The organism is Streptomyces sp. NPDC022552, assembly GCF_055561875.1.
The window spans coordinates 61,978-79,380 of record NZ_JBVHGJ010000009.1 but is presented as its reverse complement, the minus strand read 5'-3'; the positions used below and the strand labels follow the sequence as shown (position 1 = coordinate 79,380).

Sequence of the window (17,403 nt, the reverse complement as noted above, 5' to 3'; positions counted from 1 at the left end):
TGCCGCTCCGTTCCTGGTCGGGTCAGGCGATGAGCAGTCCGATCCCTCCGAGGGTGTACGCGATCATGAGCGCGAACAGGGGCAGTTGACCGGCCACGGCGCGGTCGGGCGGGAAGAGGCGCACGGAGCGGTCGTGCGCGGCGACGACGCCGAGGACGTGGCCGGTGACGATCGCGGTGACCTGGAGGGTGGCGAGGGCGCCCGGGGCCAGGGGTGGGGCGGGCGCGGGGGCGTTGTCAGTGCCCCCTGCCATCATGACGGTACGTGGCCCTTCGGTCACGAAGAGTGTGAAGTAGTGGGCGACGAGATAGCCGAGGGCGATGGGGAGGAGGGAGTGGGCGAAGGAGGTGAGAGGCGTGGCGAGTTCGCGGGACATCAGGCGCAGGGTCCCCGCGCAGAGGCCGTAGAGGGAGGCGACGAGGGCGACCGCGGCGAGCAGGCCGAGGGTGGCGGTGACGGTCGGGCCATAGGGGGAGGTCTGGAGGGTGGTGATCCAGCGGGGGTTGTCCGAGAAGCCGTCGTAGGCGGTGGAGCCGAGCAGGACGCACACGGTGGCGACGAGACCGGGGGTCTGCGGGGTGGAGTCGAGGCTGTCGAAGGGTGAGCGCAGGACGAGCCGGCCGTCGGCGCGGCGGCCGAGGGGGGAGAGCCGGGCGAGAAGGGAGGAGTAGACCTCGAAGGGGTCGGCGTGGGCGAACCAGTCGGGGCCGTGGCGGGCGGCGCCGAGGAGGCCGAGAGCGGTGAGGGCGGCGAGGAGGACCAGGAGCGTGGTGGAGGAGGCGGGGTCGGGGGCGACGAGTTCGAGCCAGGCGAAGAGGAGAAGTCCGGCGGCGGCGGGCCGGGTGCCGAGTCCGGGAGGCAGCGGGCGGGGGTCGCGGGGGGCCGGGAGCAGGGCGTGGAGGGTCCGCAGGGGGTTGAGGAGGCGCCAGACGGGGCCGAGGAGGAGGGAGGCGGGGACGAGCCCCACCCACAGCAGGACGTAGACGGCGCCGGGTGCGGGGTTGCGGTCGGGGTCGTCGGGCCCGAGGAGGAGGTGGAGCAGGACGGTCAGGGCGGCCGCCGCTCCGGCCACACGCAGGGCGGTGCGGGTGGCCGGGGCGTCGGCGAGGCGCTGGACGGCGGCGGGCAGCGGGCGGCCCGCCCGGTCGCCGCGGAAACGGGAGTCGGGCCAGAGCAGGCCGAGGGCGAGGAAGGAGACGAAGAGCGCGGCGAAGGCTCCCGCGTAGGCGTAGAACGGCGCGAGCGGGAGGTCGTGCTGGGAGCCGATGCCGTGGGCGAGGAGGGGGGCGGGAGCGGTCATCGGACGACGAGTTGGGTCAGGAGGAGTCCCGCGTCGTGGGTCTCCACCTCGAAGAGACCGGTGCGGTCGACGGTGAGGGTGAGGGAGCCGGGTGTGCCAGGGGCGAGGGGCAGTTCCCGGTCGTAGCCGTGGACGTGGAGGGTGTCGGCGCGGTCGCTGGTGACACGGAGGGTGAGCCGTTCGCCCTTCTTCAACTCGATGCGGGAGGGGGGTGGCTGGACGGACGACCCGTCGACGGTGATCTCGACGGTCCGGCCGGGCGCGGCTGTCGTCGGCGCGGTGGCCGTGGGGGCGGCGGTCCCTGGCGGCGCGGCCGTCGTGGAGGCGGACGAGGGCGGGGCGGACGAGGGCAGGGCGGACGACAGGGCGACGGTGGCCTCGACCGGTCTGCCCGCGACCGCCCAGGCGGTGTGGTCGTCCGCGTGGAGGCGGACGGTCAGGGTGCGGGCGCCGGACGGGACATGGTGCCAGGGGCCGTAGGCCCGGCCGGTCTCCTTGCCGTCGACGAGGAGCCGGGCGTACCCGCGGCCCGGGATGGCCGCGCCCCCGACGCTCTCCGGGGTGAAGCGGAACCTCTCCATGGCGAGGTGGATGTTCCAGCCGCCCTCACTGTCGGGCCGTGTCACGACGCGGACGGCGGGCGCGCCCTCGGCCGGCACCTCCCGGAGCCGGTGCCCGCCCTCGTCCTTCGCCGCGAGCAGCGTGCCGCTGCCCGCGGTGGCCTCCTGGTGGCTGGTGCCGGGCTTGTGGTGGGTAGTGGCCCGCCCGCCGCAGCCGGCGGCGGCCAGCGCGACGGCGAGGACGACGCCGGCGAAGGCGGCGGACCGGTGGCGCGGGGCGGCGGACCGGCGGTCCGGGGCGGCGGACCGGCGGTCCGGGGCGGTGGCCGTGGCGAGCGGGCGCCTCATGACGCACCCCCGTCCCGCGCCTCGCGTCCAGCACGCTCCCCACGCGCGGCCTCGGCGGCAGGCGGCGGGCCGGGGACCGGGGCGGGTTCCTCGTCGCCCGCTCCCCCGGGAGTTCGCCGGCCCGCGACCACCACCGCCCACAGCACCCACACCACCGCGAGGAGTCCGCGCAGCCAGGCGGGGCCGAGAGGGATCCAGGGGATCATCAGGACGGCCTTGTCGAAGGCGTCGAGGAGGGTCAGGGCCCCCAGGGCGAGGGTGGTCCAGGCGAAGGCGGGGCGCGTCGGGCGCAGGGCGAGGCCCACCACCGTCCACCAGACGCCGATCAGCAGCAGCGCCACGGCGGGGAGGGGGCCGGAGGCGAGACCGAGCGTGGAACCGGCCACGTCCAGGACCAGGCCCGCGAACCCCAGGAGGGTCGCCACGCCCGCCGCCCGGTTGCCGCGGAGCCGGCGCCACCACAGCGCACCGCCGACGAGGGCGAGCACGACCGCGACCCCCAGGGCGAGCTGTGTCTCGACGCGCTGGATCCCCCGTGCCCCGTACCAGTCGCAGCCCGCCGGCAGCCGCCGCGCCTGGACGTTGTAGTCGGCGCACACCAGGAGGTGGGCGAGCTTGGCCGGTTCGCCGACGAGCCGGTCGGTGTTCCCGGAGACCTCCCCCCAGCGCTTCCCGCACTCGGGCAGGGAGCCGGGGGTCGACGCACCGGACGCCTTGCCCTCGGAGCGCCAGCAGTTGCCGTCGCCCTGGCCGTCCCACCACACGTCCGTGCGGTTGGGCCGGGAGGCGCCCGCCCTGTCCACGCCCAGGTGGTTGCCGGCGTACCGGTTGTGGTGGGAGGTGTCGGTCTGCTTGCCCCAGGCGGACTCGCCCCGGATGAAGGCGGGGACGGCGCTCAGGAAGAAGGCGGCGCGCTGGTGTCCGTACACCCAGTTGTTCTCGTACAGGTTCCAGTTGCCGCCCGCCGTGATGATGCCGGTGCCCGGTGGCATCGAGATCTGCGGGCAGACCACGCCCTGCTCGTAGCCGCGCTCGACGGGCGGCTTGGCGCAGGTGCCGTCGGCGACGTACCGGTAGTAGTTCTGGTTGTTGTCGTGGATCAGGTTCCGTTCGAAGCGGGCGTGGTTCTGCGGGAGCCCGGGGTGGCCGGGGAAGGCGGAGTCCATGGAGGCGCCGCCCATGTTGTGGTCGAACTCGTTGTCGTGGACGTGGACGGAGTCGCCGGCCGTGCCGCTGTAGCCGACCATGTTGTGGTGGCTGCGGCAGCCGGTGATCTCGATGGAGTAGCGCGGGACGTCGTAGCCGCGGCCGTCGTTGATGTCGGAGGCCGAGCCGGGGTAGATGCCGGAGTCCCCGTTGCCGTACGACTCGCAGTTCTTGTAGAGGCCGTGGTCGGAGGCGAAGGTGAGGAAGCCGTACTCGTCGTTCCACCGGGTGAGCACGTTGTCGATGACGAAGCCGTCGGCCGCCAGCACGTACAGCGAGTTGAAGGTGGTCCGCTGGGCGGTGAAGTTGCGGAAGTAGACGCCGTCGGACCCGTCGGCGCGCAGGGCGTTGAGCTTCGTGTACCTGGCGTCGATGACGACGTCCAGGCGGGAGGCGCCGGTGCCCTCGATCTGGAGGTTCTTCTTGCCGAGGATCGCCACGAGGTTCTGGTTGTGCGGGCACTGCTTCTGCTGCTCGTACGACAGGATCTGGTAGCCGAGGGCGGACCTGGGGGCCGTCAGCGAGGCGCAGGCGCCGGTCGGCGCGGGCTGTGAGGGCTCCTCCTCGTAGAGACCGGGCAGGACGGCGATGGTCATGCCCGGCCGGTCGACGGCGTCGACGGCCTGCTGGAGATGGCGGAACCCGCTCCGCGTACAGCGGTCGAAGAGGGCGAGGTTCCGGGCCTTCAGCTCCGCCGGGAAGCCCGAGACGCGGCGGGTGAAGTCGGTCCGGTCGGTCTTGCAGACCAGGAGATCGGGTTCCCCGGTGCGCAGCTTCGGCACGCTGCCGGAGCCGTCGGGGAAGGTGACGGGCCGCTCTTCGTGGGCCTGGGCCCCGGGGGCGGTGACGAGGGCGGCGGCGAGCGCCGCGAGAACGACCGAGAGCGCGACAAGGAGCCTGCGGGTCCACGACATGGCGTGAGAGTAGAGCAATGTTCATCTTTTGGAACCCCTCGTGCACGCATCGCGTCGAACGGGGGACCTCGGCGGACGCCGGAGACCCCGTTGACGCGAGCGGGCGCGGAATCCTACGGTCATGCATAGGATTGTTTTGGGCTTCAGGACAGGAGCGTGCGATGACCACGGAGAACACCGAGCGGGCGAGAAAGACGGCCGACGGACTCACGTACTCCACCGGCTTCGGGAACGAGCACAGCTCGGAAGCCGTACCGGGGGCACTGCCGCACGGCCGCAACTCGCCGCAGCGCGCACCCCTCGGCCTCTACGCGGAGCAGCTGAGCGGCAGCGCGTTCACCGAGCCGCGTGCCCACAACCACCGCTCGTGGCTCTACCGCGTCCGCCCCTCGGCCGCACACCCCCCGTTCACCCGGATCGACAACGGCGCCGTCCGCTCCGCGCCGTTCACCGAGACCGTCCCCGACCCCAACCGGCTCCGCTGGAACCCGCTCCCCGACCCGGCGCCGGGCACGGACTGGCTGGCCGGCCTCTGGACGCTCGGCGGCAACGGCGACGCGGCCCAGCGCATCGGCATGGCCGTGCACCTGTACCACGCCAACGCCTCCATGGAGCGGGTCTTCAGCGACGCCGACGGCGAGCTGCTGATCGTCCCCGAGCGCGGCGGCCTGCTCCTCCGTACCGAACTCGGCCTGCTCGCCGCCCACCCGGGCGAGGTCGCGCTGATCCCCCGCGGTGTCCGCTTCCGCGTCGAGCTCCTCGACGACAGCGCCCGCGGTTACGTCTGTGAGAACTACGGGGCGCCGTTCCAGCTCCCCGACCTCGGCCCGATCGGCGCCAACGGCCTCGCCAACGCCCGCGACTTCCGCGCCCCCGTCGCCGCCTACGAGGACGTCGAGGCCCCGGTCGAGGTGGTGAACAAGTACTGCGGCAACCTCTGGTCCGCGACGTACGGCCACTCCCCGCTCGATGTCGTCGCCTGGCACGGCAACCACACCCCGTACGTCTACGACCTGCGGCGCTTCAACGTCATCGGGACGATCTCGTACGACCACCCGGACCCGTCGATCTTCACGGTCCTGACCTCCCCGACCGACACCCCGGGGCTCGCGGGCGTCGACTTCGTGGTCTTCGCCCCGCGCTGGCTGGTCGGCGAGGACACCTTCCGGCCGCCGTACTTCCACCGCAACGTGATGAGCGAGTACATGGGCCTGATCGAGGGCGCCTACGACGCGAAGGCCGAGGGCTTCGTCCCGGGCGGCGGCTCGCTGCACAACATGATGTCCGCGCACGGCCCGGACCGGGAGACGTTCGACAAGGCCAGCGCCGCCGAGCTGAAGCCGCAGAAGATCGACGACGGGCTCGCCTTCATGTTCGAGACCCGCTGGCCGGTCACGGCCACCGGGCAGGCCGCGTCCGCCGACCATCTGCAGAAGGGCTACGACGACGTATGGCAGGGTCTTGAGCGCCACTTCCGGCCGTAGAGTCTCGTAGCCGTCGAGCCTCACGGCCCCGGAGGCCCGTGGCCGTCGAGGCTCGACGTCCCGGGCCTCGTTGTCCCCGAGCCTCGTCGTCGCCGAGTCTCGTTGTCGTCGTACGGAGAACGCCGTGACCGCCTTCGCTCCCGACTCACTGGTCCTGAACCGCAAGCTGCCGCTCTGGTATCAGGTCTCGCAGTCGCTGCGCGCCTCCATACTGGGCCGCACGCCCGACGCCTCGCTGCGGCTGCCCACCGAGGAGCAGCTCGCCGCCCACTACGGCGTGAGCGTGCTGACGATGCGGCAGGCCCTCAAGGAGCTGGAGGAGGAGGGCCTGATCAGCAGACACCGGCGGCGCGGCACGTTCATCGAGCCCGGCGCCCGGCGCTCCACCCCGCGCCGGCTGCTCGGTTCGATCGACGCGATCGTGGCCCAGCAGTCCGGCGAGCGGACCACCGTCCTCGGGCACGGCGCCGAGCCCGTGCCCGGCGAGCTCGCCGAGTACTTCCCCGATGTCACGGAGGTGGTCGCCTACAAGCGGCTGCGGCGCGACGGGGAGAGCGGCGAGCCCACCAACTGGGCGGAGAACGCGGTACGGCCCGAGGTCGCGGCCGGTCTCGACCCGGCCGACCTGGAGCGCTGGCCGATGACGAAGGTGCTGCGGGACGTGATGGGGGTACGGATCAGCCGGATCACGGACACCGTCGAGGCCCGGCTCGCGGACCCGGAGACCGCGGCGCTGCTCCAGGTGCCGCTGCTCTCGCCGATCCTGCACTACACCGGCGTCACCTACGACGAGGACGGCCGGGTGGTGGACGTGGCCCGGATCCGGTACCGGGGCGACCGGTTCTCCTTCACGGTGACGGTGGAGGCGCACTGAAGGACCGGGTCCGACGAGCGGTGGAGGCGCACCGAGCCCGCTCGCTAGCATCCGGGGCGTGACCGAAGACGTACCGCTGGACGACGCGCCCCTCCTGGACGAGCTGATGCCGTGGTCCGTCGCGCCGTTGCGGCTCGGCCGGTCCTGGATCGTGGCGCCCGACGTCCGTACGCTGCGGGCGCGCTGGGACCGGCTGGTCGGGGCCGAGGGGCCCGAGCGCGAGGAGCTGTTCCGGCCCAGCCGGGCGCGTACACCGTCGAGTTCCGTGGCCGCGCTGCCCGGGCAGCGGACCGGCACCGTCCGGTTCGCCCGCGAGTCCGGGCCGTGTCCGGAACCGGTACGGCTGGCCCACGGCCCCTTCGACGAGCAGTGGCTGCTCCCCGACCACCGCCTCATCGACACCGCCCGCCCGGAGCTGTGGCGAGTCGCCGACGCGCGGCAGCTCTTCGCCGTCGAGCAGGGGTACCTGCCGGGTGCGGCCGGTCCCGCGCTCCTGGTGACGGCGGCGCTGCCCGCCGGCCGCTCTCCGGCCGGGCGCCCTGGCCGGATCCGCCCGCTGTTCCGCCGCCCCGGGGGCGAGGAGCCGAACCTCGCACCCGGCCTGCTGCCCCTGCTGAGCGAGCGGTACGGGGGTCGGGTCACCGCCCACGACGTCCTGGCCTGGGCCGTGGCGGCCGCCCATCCGTCCGCCGCCGGCTGTCGCGTCCCGCTCCCGGCCCGCCCGGACGTCTGGTCCACGGGCGTGGAACTCGGCCGGAGGCTCACGGACATCCAGCTGCGGGGCGCCCACGGCGGCGAGCGGCCCCGGCTGCCCGGCGGCCGGCGTCCCTATGTGCGCGCGCCGATCCCGGCACGGCCGACCACGCTCGCGTACGAGCACGGAGAGGAGACCCTGACCCTCGACGACGGCAGGATCTCGCCCGTACCGGCCGAGGCGTGGGAGTTCCAGGTCGGAGGCGTACGGATGCTGGAGCAGTGGTTCGCGCACCGGACCGCGCCCGCCGAACCCGGCGGCCTGGAGGCCATCGGTCCGGCGGCATGGCCGCAGGAGTGGACGTCGGAGCTCCTGGAGCTGATCACCGTCCTCGCGCTGCTCGCCGAGCGGGACGGGGAACGCGCCGCGCTCGCCGCCGAGGGGCCGTGGCTGCCCCGGGCCGCGCTGCGGGAGGCCGGCGTCCTGCCCGTGCCGGACACGGCCCGCCGTCCCGCCTCCGTGCTGGACCATCAGGAGGAGGGCCCGGAGGGCCAGTTCGCACTGCTGTAGAGAAGTCTCCGGTCGCCCCGCGGGCCGGTCTACCCAGGGACGAAGGAGTCGAGGACCCGTCCCAGCGTCCGCTCGAAGATCTCCTCGGGGTCGAGGCGTTCGACCCCGGCGGCGCCGACGACCGCGGCCAGTCTGGGGTAGGCCCCGCCCGCGAGCCGCTCCATGAGATAGGCGCCGCGCACCTCCTGCTCCTGCTCCTCGGACCAGGGCAGTCCGCGGGCGCGCTCGGCGATCGCGAGTTCGTTGGCGACGATCGTCATCACGGTGCCGTTGACCGTCGCGATCAGCTCCATCTTGGTGCCGCCGGGCAGATCCAGGCCGTCCAGGCAGGCCAGGCACGCTTCGAGGAAGCGCAGCGCGTTGGGGCCGAAGGCGTACCCGGTCGTCATCAGCCGGATCACCCAGGGGTGGCGGCGCAGGATGCCCCGGGCCTCGCGGGCCACCTGGAGCATGTCCGCGCGCCAGTCGCCGCTGGGAGGATCGGGGAGGTCGTACTCACCGCTGACGGCGTCGACCATCAGCTCGTACAGATCCTCCTTGCGCGGCACGTAGTTGTAGAGCGACATCGTGCCGCAGCCGATGTCGGCCGCGATGCGCCGCATGGAGAGCGCGTCGATGCCGTCCGCATCGGCGATGCGGATCGCGGCGGCCACGATGTCGGCCCTGGTGTACGCCGGTTTCGGGCCTCGGCCCGCGCGTTCGGGGCGCGCCCAGATCACTTCCGGTTCGGCCGCTCGGCCCGCCATTGATCATCACCTCCCCACCATCCTAGTTACGTACAGCGTACGTAGTGGGGTACGGTCGAGGCATGACTACTACGTACGCTGTACTTAGTGAGGGTCTGGCGAAGCGATACGGCGACGTCCACGCGCTGCGCGGGCTCGATCTCGCCGTCCCCGAGGGCACGGTCTGCGGCGTCCTCGGCCCCAACGGCGCGGGCAAGACGACCGCTGTCCGCGTGCTGACCACGCTGGTCGCCCCGGACGCGGGCAGCGCGCGGGTGGCGGGCCACGACGTGGTGCGGGACCCGGCGGGGGTGCGGAAGCGCATCGCGGTAACCGGCCAGTACGCCTCGGTCGACGGCGATCTCTCCGGCGCCGAGAACCTGCGGCTCTTCGCGAAGCTGCTGCGCGCCCCGCGCGCCCGGGCCGACGAGCTCCTGGAGCAGTTCGGCCTCACGGAGGCCGCCGGCCGGCCCGCCCGCACCTACTCGGGCGGGATGCGGCGCCGGCTCGACCTCGCGGCGAGCCTGCTCGCAAGGCCTCGGGTCCTCTTCCTCGACGAGCCCACGACGGGGCTCGACCCGCACAGCCGGAACGGGATCTGGGACGCCGTACGGGGGTTGGCGTCCCAGGGCACGACGGTGCTGCTGACCACGCAGTACCTGGAGGAGGCCGATCAGCTCGCCGACGACATCGTGCTGGTCGACGAGGGCCGGGCCGCGCACCGCGGCACCCCCGCCGCACTCAAGGCGATGATCGGCAGTTGGGCGGAGGTGGTGGTCGCCGACCCCGCACTGCTCGACGCGGCGGCGGCCGTGCTCGACCAGCTCACCGGCTCGGCACCGCTCCTCGACGCGGAGCGCCGCACGGTCGGCGCGGTGACCACGGACACCACGCTCACGCTCCCCCGGATCGTCCGCGAGATCGACGCGGCCGGGGTCCACATCGTCGACGCGTCCCTGCGTCCGCCCACCCTCGACGAGGTGTTCCTGCGCCTCACCGACCGGAAGGAGCTCGTCGCATGAGCATGCTGGTCCACGCCGAAAGGGAAGGCGCGCGCGAAGCGCTCTCCGTGAGGGCTGCGGTGGGGGACGGGTGGGCGGTACTGGGCCGCCATCTCCGGAAGGTCCGCCGCGCCCCGGCGATCGTCGTCATGACGCAGACCATGCCGGTCGTCTTCCTGCTCTTCTTCGGGTACGTCTTCGGCAGCGCGCTCGCCATGCCGGGCTCCGAGTACCGCGCCTACCTGGTGCCCGGTCTGCTCGTCGCGACGGCGGCGGGCGGCGTCATGACGGGGATGTTCCAGGCCGCCCAGGACTCCCACCGGGGCGTCATGGACCGCTTCCGGACGATGCCGGTCAGCCGGGCCGCCGTACCGCTCGGGCAGGCGCTCGCCGATCTGGTGACCAGCGCGGTCGGCATGATCCCGATGATCCTGGTCGGGCTCGCCATGGGCTGGCGGATCGAGGGCTCCGCCCTGGAGGCACTGGGCGCCTTCGGGCTGCTGCTGCTCTTCCGCTTCGCGGCGACCTGGGTGGGCATCCTGCTGGGCCTCGCCTCGCGGAGCGAGGAGGCCGCCGGCCAGCTGGGCAGCGCCACGTTCATGCTGCCGCTGCTCTCGAACGCGTACATCCCGACCGGGAACATGGCGGGCTGGCTGCGGACGATCGCCGAGTGGAACCCGATCTCCGCCGTCACGACAGCGGTACGGAAGCTCTTCGGCAACGCGGCCGTCCCGGAGGACGCCGCCTGGCCGGTGACCCACCCGGTGGCCGGCTCGCTGCTCTGGTCGGTGGCGCTGATCGCGGTCTTCGCGCCGCTCGCCGTGCGCCGGTACGCCCGGGGGTGACACGGCCCGCGGGTGACGAGGGTGACGGTGACAACGGCGGTGACCAGAGGGTAGGGAGGGCTGATGAGCATGCAGCCACTCCCCCTGGAGGGGATCACGGTCGTCGCGGTCGAGCAGGCCGTCGCCGCTCCCTTCGCCACCCGCCAGCTCGCCGACCTGGGCGCCCGGGTCATCAAGATCGAGCGCCCGGACGGCGGTGACTTCGCGCGCGGGTACGACACGGCGGCGCGCGGGCTCGCCTCGCACTTCGTGTGGTGCAACCGCGGCAAGGAATCGGTGGCCGTCGACCTCAAGGACGGGCGAGGTCTCGGCCTGGTCCGCCGGCTCGTCGCCGGTGCCGACGTCTTCGTACAGAACCTGGCGCAGGGGGCGGCGGCGCGGCTCGGCCTGGACGCGGCCACTCTCTGTGCCACGCACCCCCGGCTGATCGCGGTGGACGTCTCGGGGTACGGGCCGGGCGGGCCGTACGCGCACAAGCGGGCCTACGACATGCTCGTGCAGTGCGAGGCGGGCCTGGTGTCGGTGACCGGGACCGAGGAGCAGCCGGTGAAGTCGGGGATCCCGGCGGCCGACATCGCGGCGGGGATGTACGCGTACGCGGGCGTCCTCGCCGCGCTGGTGCGGCGTGGGACGACCGGTCGGGGCGGGCCCGTGGAGGTGTCGCTGCTCGACTCGCTGGCCGAGTGGATGGGGCATCCGTTGCACCACGGGATGCACGGAGGCACGGCACCGGCGCGCACCGGTCTGGCGCACGCCGTCATCGCGCCGTACGACGCCTATCCGACGGCCGACGGGAGCCTGGTGCTGCTGTCGGTCCAGAACGACCGTGAGTGGCGCCGGCTGGCCGAACAGGTCCTGGAACGGCCGGATCTGGCGGACGATCCGGCGTTCGCGACGAACACGGCCCGGGTGGCGGGCCGGGCGCGGACGGACGCGGTGGTGGCGGGGGCGCTGGCGCCGCTGACGGCGGCGGAGGCCCTGGCGCGGCTGGACGCGGCCGGGGTCGCGTGCGCGCGACTGAACACGGTGGCGGATCTGGCGGAGCATCCGCAGCTGGCGGCGCGGGACCGCTGGCGGTCGGTCGACTCGGCGGCCGGGCCCCTGCGGGCCCTGCTGCCGCCCGTCACGTTCCCGGACGGTCCCGAGGCCCGGATGGGCCGCATCCCGGCTTTGGGGGAGGACACGGATGCGGTGCTCGGTGAGCTCGGGGTGGGTCCGGCGGAGCTGGCGGCGCTACGGGAGGACGGTGTCGTGACGTAGGGGGGCCGCGGGGCGGGAGGGGTGGGCAACAGCCGTCGTCCGGGTGTGCTCACCCTCCCGCAGAGCTGTTCAACCCCCGGAGCTTCGCCTGGGAGGTGCCCCTGGGTGACCCCAGCTCTGCGGACCAGATGCCCACGACCCCGAAGGAACGCCGGCTAGCCGCGGCTGCCGAAGAGGCTGCGGCGCAGCCGGCGCAGGGGCGCGAAGAGCGAGACGCGCGCGCTCTTGCTGTGGTGGCTCTGCGCGACGTCACGCGATGTCAGCTCACGCATCAGCAGCGTCGCCTCGGCCGCCTCACGCTGGGGCACGACGGGGCCGCCGAGCACCGCGAGATGGCGGTCGAGCCGCGAACTGGTCGCGCTGCTCCCGCATGTGATGGCAGGCACTCGCGGCCTGCTGCGCATTGCTATCTGTTCCATGTCACTCCCCACCCTGACGAGGGCACCCGGCCCGGGCAGGTTAACCCTATCGCCCCGCTGTGACACCCGTGTATCCCGACGGCAGGATTCACCGCACTCGTACGGGGGTTGACGACTACTGTCCGAATCCATCTGATTCCAGGGTGAGTTGGACAGCGCTCGAACACCTTCCGAACCGTCACGAACCATCCTGCACGCACGGGTGCCACCTGCGGTCATCTGACGGTGTGTGATCTCCACCACCAAGATCACCTCGCACTTCTCCGGTGGTGTTCGAAGTACCCGGCCGAGGGGCAGGAATGCTCCACCGTGGCCGTCGACGGATGGAGACACGCCATGACCGTGATCGCGGGGCGGTACCGGCTCCTGGACGTGCTGGGGCAGGGCGGCATGGGCACCGTCTGGCGCGCCCGGGACGAGGTCCTGGGGCGTGACGTGGCCGTGAAGGAGGTCCGGGCCCCGGCCGGCCTCGCCGGTGACGACGAACGCCGGCTGTACGCGCGCCTGGAGCGGGAGGCCTGGGCGGCCGCCCGGATCTCCCACCGCAATGTGGTGACGGTCTACGACGTGGCGACCGAGGACGGCCGGCCCTGGATCGTGATGGAGCTGATCCCGGGGCTCGCCCTGTCGGACGTCCTCGACGCGGAGGGCCCCATGCCCCCGCGACGCGCCGCGCTCATCGGCGCCGAGGTGCTGGCGGCCCTGGGCGCCGCGCACGAGGCGGGAGTCCTGCACCGGGACGTGAAGCCGGGCAACGTCCTGCTCGGCAACGACGGCCGGGTCGTGCTGACCGACTTCGGCATCGCCGCGGTGCAGGGGACGTCTCCCCTCACGATGACGGGCGAGCTGATCGGGTCGCCTGAATTCCTGGCCCCCGAACGGGCGTTGGGGCGGACCCCGGGGCCGGCCTCGGACCTGTGGTCGCTCGGCGTGCTGCTCTACGCGGCGGTGGAGGGCCACTCGCCCTTCCGTCAGGACACTCCGCTGAGCACGCTGCGGGCCGTGGTGGACGAGGAGCTTCCGCCGCCGCGCCGGGCCGGGGCGCTCGCGCCCGTGATCGAGGGCCTGCTGCGCAAGGACCCGCAGGAGCGGCTTCAAGCGGCGCCCGCGGAGCGGCAGTTGCGGATCGTGGGCGCGGGCGGCACCCCGGGGCCGGGCTCCGCGTCGCCGGGGCCGGGATCGTCACGGCCGGTGCCGTCGGAGCCGTACGAGCCGGACCGTCGGGCCACGGCCGGCGAGCGCACCCCGCCGCTGCCGCTGCCCGTCCCCCCGCCCGCCTCCTCGCGACCGCTCCCCCAGGACGGGACGGATCAGGACCGCTCACGGCGGGCGGTGGCCGTCCTCGCGGTCGGGATCGTCCTTCTGCTGCTGGCCCTGGGCGGACTGACGTACGCGCTGCTGCGGAACGAGGACGGCGGTCAGGGGCCGGGCGGAGGAGCCACGAGCAGCGCGCCTGGCACGAGTGCGCCGCCCACGGAGACTCCCTCGACCACGACGCCGAGCCCGACCCGCACGACGGCCGACCCGACGACCACCGCACCGCCGGTACCGACGGTCCTGGTGCACGTACGGGCCGTGCGCGACAGCTACAGCGGCACGTGCCCGCCGCCCGAGGACCGGGCGCCCTCCTTCGCCGCCACGCTCACGGTGAGCCGCACGCCCGCCTCGGTGGAGTACCGCTGGGTCACGGAGAGCGGCGAGAGCTCGGCGGAGGACGGCTGGCAGAAGCTGGAGTTCCCGGCCGGTGGGCCGGCGGAGCAGCAGGTCGAGCACACGGAGCTGACACACCGGGAGGGCGAGACCCGCCGGGACCGGATTCGGATGGAGGTGCGCGCCCCGGTCGAGAAGAGCTCGAACCGGGTGGCGTTCTCGGTGACCTGCGAGCAGGTGACCCCGACGGGCGGGGCCACCTCCCCGAGTGGGACCGCTACGCCACAGCCCTGAAGCTGGGCAGGTAGCCGCCGGACTGGCCGGAGGCGGTGGGGTGGTACGACTCGCCGATGTTGAGCCAGTTGACGCTGTGCAGCCACGCCGAGCCGGAGCAGATCTCGTGTCCGGTGAAGGCGGGGACGACGCTCGCGAAGGTGTAGCCGTGGTCGGCCGCGCGCTTGGCGGTGGCCGCGTTGAGGATGTCGGACCCCTCGTTGATGACGCGGCGCTCGTTCTCGCTCAGACCGGCGACACAACTGCCGCCGATCTTGTAGAAGCGCGGGTAGCCGAGGACGACGACCCGGGCGTTCGGGGCCTTGGATCTGATGGCCGAATACACGGCGTCGAGCTTCCCCGGGAGGGTGCTGTCGACGTACGCCTTGGCTTGATTCACACGGTTGATGCAGGAGGCTTCCGACTGGAGGACACAGGTGGTCATGACGTCGGCGAAGCCGGCGTCATTTCCCCCGATCGTGATGGAGACCAGGTCGGTGGCGGTGGAGAGGGGTCCGAGCTGTCCGCTCGTGACATCACCCGTTCGGGCGCCCGAGCATGCGGTGAACGCGAACGACGAGGGCGAGTTCGCGTTCTTCCAGAGGACGGGGAAGGCCTTGGTGGAGCGCTTGCAGTCGCCGCTGGCGCTGTCGTAGCTCCCGGCACCGACGCCGGATGAGTACGAGTCACCGAGCGCCACGTAGTCGAGAGCTGCGGCTTCGGCGCCCTGCGCGGTTCCCGCCCCGGTGAGGGCGAGGACGGCACCGAGCAGGAGTGAGGACGAGAATGCCACGAATCGGGACCTTTTCATGGAACCTCCCTTTAGCAGGATCTCTGCGCTACTAGGTAGTAGCAGCGAGCCGAGTCCGCTGGAAGTGTCCATGCCAAGGAGATTTGGCGAGGAGCCGCCGACGCTCCGTCAGGGACCGTCGAGATCCAGCCACCTGATGGATCTTGTATCGAAATGAATTCGCACAACAATGCGCACGAGTTTCATTCGACCCCAATGACACCACCAGACAAACGGATTGTGAAAAACCGATCGGGACGGTTCCGTATCTGACCGCCGAAGGGCCGCCAATTAGCAGAAATGGGAGTCGGCGATCCAGGACTTGCCATACAGTCCTATTCATCAATACCGTCGTACATCTCACCCGCATCGGACCATCGCGCTCAACAGCTCAGGGGAGGGCTTCAGCGTCGCGAGGGTTCCGGAGCGGGGCGCGGTAGGGGGGGCAGTGCTCGACGTACGCATGCGTGCGCCGGGTCGCGTGCCGCGCGGTCTGAGATGCCAACTCACCCATGCCGTACGGCGATCGTTCGCTGTGCGGACGGGGTGAGTACCCCCCTTTCGTAACCGGACAGACCACCGGACAGCCCGGGGGCGGGCGGTCCACCGGACGAGAGGGAAACACCACTCATGAGTTCATTCCTGCGCCCGGCCGTCGACCACGAAGTGGTGGACCAGAGCCGAATAGCCGCCCAATACAAGGCGATCACCTCGCATTTGGCGATCACTCCGCCGGTGAGTGTCGTCATCCCCGCGATGAACGAAGCGGAAAATCTTCCGTACGTCTTCAAGTCGCTGCCCGACTGGATCCACGAAGTGGTTCTCGTCGACGGAAACTCCACCGACGACACCGTCCGGGTGGCGCGTGAACTCCGGCCCGACGTCAAGGTCGTCAAGCAGGTCGGCAAGGGCAAGGGCGACGCGCTCATCAGCGGCTTCGCCGCCTGCACCGGCGACATCATCGTGATGGTCGACGCGGACGGCTCCGCCGACGGCCAGGAGATCGTCTCCTACGTCTCCGCCCTGGTCGGCGGCGCCGACTTCGCCAAGGGTTCCCGCTTCGCCAACGGCGGCGGCACGGACGACATGACACCCGTCCGCCGGCTGGGCAACTGGGCGCTCTGCGCCCTGGTCAACCGCAAGTTCGGCGCCCGCTACACCGACCTCTGCTACGGCTACAACGCCTTCTGGCGCCACTGCCTGGACAGGGTCACCCTGGACTGCACCGGCTTCGAGATCGAGACCCTGATCAACATCCGGGTCGTCCAGGCCGGCCTCAAGGTCCAGGAGGTACCGAGCCACGAGTACCTGCGCATCCACGGCGTGAGCAACCTCAACGCCGTACGCGACGGCATCCGGGTCCTGAAGGTCATCCTCCGGGAGAAGGGCGTCAGACGCGCGGCGCGCCGCAGGCCGAACGCCTTCTCGGTCAACGTTCCCCGGGGAGAGACGTCTTGACCGACCGTCTGTTCTCCGTCGTGATCTGCGTCTACACGGAGGACCGCTGGGAGGACATCCTCGCGGCGGTCGACTCCGTACGGAACCAGTCGCATCCGGCCCGGGAGATCCTGCTCGTGGTCGACCACAACGAGCGGCTGCTCGCCCGGCTGTCCGAGCGGTTCACGGACCGGGCCGGTCACGAGGAGGAGGTGCGGGTGCTCGCCAACGCGGGCCCCCGTGGCCTCTCCTCCGGACGCAACACCGGAATCGCCGCCGCGCAGGGCGAGTTCGTGGCCTTCCTCGACGACGACGCCGTGGCCGAGCGGGACTGGCTGCGGTACTTCGCCGAGGCGTACGACGACCCGCGGGTCATGGCGGTGGGCGGCCGGACCGTCCCCGCCTGGGCGTCGGGCCGCCGGCCGGACTGGTTCCCCGAGGAGTTCGACTGGGTCGTCGGCTGCACGTACCGCGGCCTGCCTCCGGGGCGGGTCCGGGTACGCAACGTGCTGGGCGGCAACGCCTCCTTCCGGCGTACGGCCTTCGACGCCGCGGGCGGCTTCGCCACCGGCATCGGGCGGGACGGCGACCGGCGGCCGCTCGGCTGCGAGGAGACCGAGCTCTGCATCCGGCTCTCCCAGGCCCTCCCGGACGCCGTCCTGCTGATCGACGACCGGTCCGTCATCCACCACAAGGTCCCGGCGGCGCGCGAACGCTTCGGCTACTTCCGTACCCGGACGTACGCCGAAGGCCTCTCCAAGGCGCTCGTCTCCCGCAGTGTGGGCGCGGGCAAGGGACTGGAGGCGGAACGGCGGTACACCACCAGGGTGTTGCCGGCCGGCGTCGCGCGCGGTCTGCGCGACGCGCTGCTCGGCCACCCCGGCGGCGCGGGCCGGGCGGGTGCGATCGTGGCGGGCGTGGCGGTGGCGGCCGGCGGCTACGTACGAGGGGCGCTGCGGGCCCGCGGGGGCGGGGCGACGTTCTCGTCCGGGCCGATCCCGCGACGCCGCGAAGCCCCGGAGGTGGCCGCGTGAACGAACCCGTACCGATCCT

At 72.4% G+C, this 17,403-nt stretch carries 15 protein-coding genes; 9 read left to right on the top strand and 6 right to left on the bottom strand.

Annotated features, from left to right (window positions below; all coding sequences use genetic code 11):
• Window positions 1-22 precede the first annotated feature (22 nt).
• From ACZ3OF_RS23085 to ACZ3OF_RS23075, 3 genes are read right to left on the bottom strand one after another with little or no spacing between them, the layout of a single operon-like run.
• Window positions 23-1,300, bottom strand: coding sequence for a hypothetical protein (locus tag ACZ3OF_RS23085; protein ID WP_361671210.1), 1,278 nt, complete (start codon window positions 1,298-1,300; stop codon window positions 23-25).
• Window positions 1,297-2,208 carry a hypothetical protein gene (locus ACZ3OF_RS23080; RefSeq protein ID WP_467306522.1) on the bottom strand — a complete coding sequence of 304 codons (912 nt, stop codon included), beginning with the start codon at window positions 2,206-2,208 and terminating at the stop codon, window positions 1,297-1,299. The genes ACZ3OF_RS23085 and ACZ3OF_RS23080 overlap by 4 nt, the downstream gene beginning before the upstream one ends.
• The gene (locus tag ACZ3OF_RS23075) at window positions 2,205-4,328 is read right to left on the bottom strand and encodes a right-handed parallel beta-helix repeat-containing protein (RefSeq protein WP_467306520.1); all 2,124 of its coding nucleotides are present in this window, start codon (window positions 4,326-4,328) and stop codon (window positions 2,205-2,207) included. The genes ACZ3OF_RS23080 and ACZ3OF_RS23075 overlap by 4 nt, the downstream gene beginning before the upstream one ends.
• A 161-nt stretch (window positions 4,329-4,489) precedes the next feature.
• On the opposite strand from ACZ3OF_RS23075, the gene hmgA reads away from it, so the two are divergent.
• The 3 genes from hmgA to ACZ3OF_RS23060 all read left to right on the top strand — a co-directional run bounded on the left by hmgA (window position 4,490) and on the right by ACZ3OF_RS23060 (window position 7,950).
• Window positions 4,490-5,812, top strand: a complete 1,323-nt coding sequence (gene hmgA / locus ACZ3OF_RS23070) for a homogentisate 1,2-dioxygenase (RefSeq protein WP_467306518.1) — start codon at window positions 4,490-4,492, stop codon at window positions 5,810-5,812.
• A 124-nt stretch (window positions 5,813-5,936) separates the two neighbouring features.
• On the top strand, window positions 5,937-6,686 hold the full coding sequence (locus ACZ3OF_RS23065) for a GntR family transcriptional regulator (protein ID WP_361439158.1): 750 nt from the start codon (window positions 5,937-5,939) through the stop codon (window positions 6,684-6,686).
• Between the two features lie 49 nt (window positions 6,687-6,735).
• The gene (locus tag ACZ3OF_RS23060) at window positions 6,736-7,950 is read left to right on the top strand and encodes a type ISP restriction/modification enzyme (RefSeq protein WP_467306711.1); all 1,215 of its coding nucleotides are present in this window, start codon (window positions 6,736-6,738) and stop codon (window positions 7,948-7,950) included.
• Between the two features lie 29 nt (window positions 7,951-7,979).
• Here the strand turns inward: ACZ3OF_RS23060 and ACZ3OF_RS23055 are convergent, their stop codons facing one another.
• Window positions 7,980-8,696: a TetR/AcrR family transcriptional regulator C-terminal domain-containing protein gene (locus ACZ3OF_RS23055; RefSeq protein WP_361671221.1), complete on the bottom strand. Its 717-nt coding sequence runs from the start codon at window positions 8,694-8,696 to the stop codon at window positions 7,980-7,982.
• Window positions 8,697-8,758: 62 nt separating this feature from the next.
• On the opposite strand from ACZ3OF_RS23055, the gene ACZ3OF_RS23050 reads away from it, so the two are divergent.
• The 3 genes from ACZ3OF_RS23050 (at window position 8,759) to ACZ3OF_RS23040 (ending at window position 11,781) form a co-directional block, all read left to right on the top strand.
• A complete protein-coding gene (locus ACZ3OF_RS23050; RefSeq protein ID WP_467306515.1) occupies window positions 8,759-9,697 on the top strand; it encodes an ATP-binding cassette domain-containing protein in 939 nt (312 codons plus the stop codon).
• 2 nt (window positions 9,698-9,699) lie between these two features.
• Window positions 9,700-10,521: an ABC transporter permease gene (locus tag ACZ3OF_RS23045; RefSeq protein ID WP_467306709.1), complete on the top strand. Its 822-nt coding sequence runs from the start codon at window positions 9,700-9,702 to the stop codon at window positions 10,519-10,521.
• Window positions 10,522-10,584: 63 nt separating this feature from the next.
• Entirely contained in the window at window positions 10,585-11,781 is a 1,197-nt protein-coding gene (locus tag ACZ3OF_RS23040) for a CaiB/BaiF CoA transferase family protein (RefSeq protein ID WP_361671227.1), read from the top strand.
• A 155-nt stretch (window positions 11,782-11,936) separates the two neighbouring features.
• On the opposite strand, the gene ACZ3OF_RS23035 is transcribed toward ACZ3OF_RS23040, so the two are convergent.
• Window positions 11,937-12,200 (bottom strand): hypothetical protein, encoded by a 264-nt coding sequence (locus ACZ3OF_RS23035; RefSeq protein ID WP_361439168.1) that lies wholly within the window; start codon window positions 12,198-12,200, stop codon window positions 11,937-11,939.
• 336 nt (window positions 12,201-12,536) lie between these two features.
• Between ACZ3OF_RS23035 and ACZ3OF_RS23030 the strand changes: the two genes are divergently transcribed.
• Window positions 12,537-14,144, top strand: coding sequence for a serine/threonine-protein kinase (locus ACZ3OF_RS23030; RefSeq protein WP_361671229.1), 1,608 nt, complete (start codon window positions 12,537-12,539; stop codon window positions 14,142-14,144).
• Here ACZ3OF_RS23030 and ACZ3OF_RS23025 read toward each other — a convergent pair.
• Complete coding sequence (locus ACZ3OF_RS23025) at window positions 14,128-14,934, bottom strand: SGNH/GDSL hydrolase family protein (RefSeq protein ID WP_361671232.1); 807 nt, start codon at window positions 14,932-14,934, stop codon at window positions 14,128-14,130. The two genes, ACZ3OF_RS23030 and ACZ3OF_RS23025, sit on opposite strands and share 17 nt — an antisense overlap.
• 609 nt (window positions 14,935-15,543) lie before the next feature.
• Here ACZ3OF_RS23025 and ACZ3OF_RS23020 point away from each other — a divergent pair.
• Entirely contained in the window at window positions 15,544-16,371 is an 828-nt protein-coding gene (locus tag ACZ3OF_RS23020; protein ID WP_467306511.1) for a glycosyltransferase family 2 protein, read from the top strand.
• Entirely contained in the window at window positions 16,368-17,384 is a 1,017-nt protein-coding gene (locus ACZ3OF_RS23015) for a glycosyltransferase family 2 protein (protein WP_361671238.1), read from the top strand. Before ACZ3OF_RS23020 ends, ACZ3OF_RS23015 begins: the two co-directional genes overlap by 4 nt.
• The last annotated feature ends 19 nt before the right edge of the window (window positions 17,385-17,403 follow it).

What these genes read in the sequence shown, in the direction of transcription:
- ACZ3OF_RS23085 (WP_361671210.1), bottom strand. Translation starts at nt 1,300, where the DNA reads ATGACCGCTCCCGCCCCCCTCCTCGCCCACGGCATCGGCTCCCAGCAC.
- ACZ3OF_RS23080 (WP_467306522.1), bottom strand. Translation starts at nt 2,208, where the DNA reads ATGAGGCGCCCGCTCGCCACGGCCACCGCCCCGGACCGCCGGTCCGCC.
- ACZ3OF_RS23075 (WP_467306520.1), bottom strand. Translation starts at nt 4,328, where the DNA reads ATGTCGTGGACCCGCAGGCTCCTTGTCGCGCTCTCGGTCGTTCTCGCG.
- hmgA (WP_467306518.1), top strand. Translation starts at nt 4,490, where the DNA reads ATGACCACGGAGAACACCGAGCGGGCGAGAAAGACGGCCGACGGACTC.
- ACZ3OF_RS23055 (WP_361671221.1), bottom strand. Translation starts at nt 8,696, where the DNA reads ATGGCGGGCCGAGCGGCCGAACCGGAAGTGATCTGGGCGCGCCCCGAA.
- ACZ3OF_RS23050 (WP_467306515.1), top strand. Translation starts at nt 8,759, where the DNA reads ATGACTACTACGTACGCTGTACTTAGTGAGGGTCTGGCGAAGCGATAC.
- ACZ3OF_RS23045 (WP_467306709.1), top strand. Translation starts at nt 9,700, where the DNA reads ATGCTGGTCCACGCCGAAAGGGAAGGCGCGCGCGAAGCGCTCTCCGTG.
- ACZ3OF_RS23040 (WP_361671227.1), top strand. Translation starts at nt 10,585, where the DNA reads ATGAGCATGCAGCCACTCCCCCTGGAGGGGATCACGGTCGTCGCGGTC.
- ACZ3OF_RS23035 (WP_361439168.1), bottom strand. Translation starts at nt 12,200, where the DNA reads ATGGAACAGATAGCAATGCGCAGCAGGCCGCGAGTGCCTGCCATCACA.
- ACZ3OF_RS23030 (WP_361671229.1), top strand. Translation starts at nt 12,537, where the DNA reads ATGACCGTGATCGCGGGGCGGTACCGGCTCCTGGACGTGCTGGGGCAG.
- ACZ3OF_RS23025 (WP_361671232.1), bottom strand. Translation starts at nt 14,934, where the DNA reads ATGAAAAGGTCCCGATTCGTGGCATTCTCGTCCTCACTCCTGCTCGGT.
- ACZ3OF_RS23020 (WP_467306511.1), top strand. Translation starts at nt 15,544, where the DNA reads ATGAGTTCATTCCTGCGCCCGGCCGTCGACCACGAAGTGGTGGACCAG.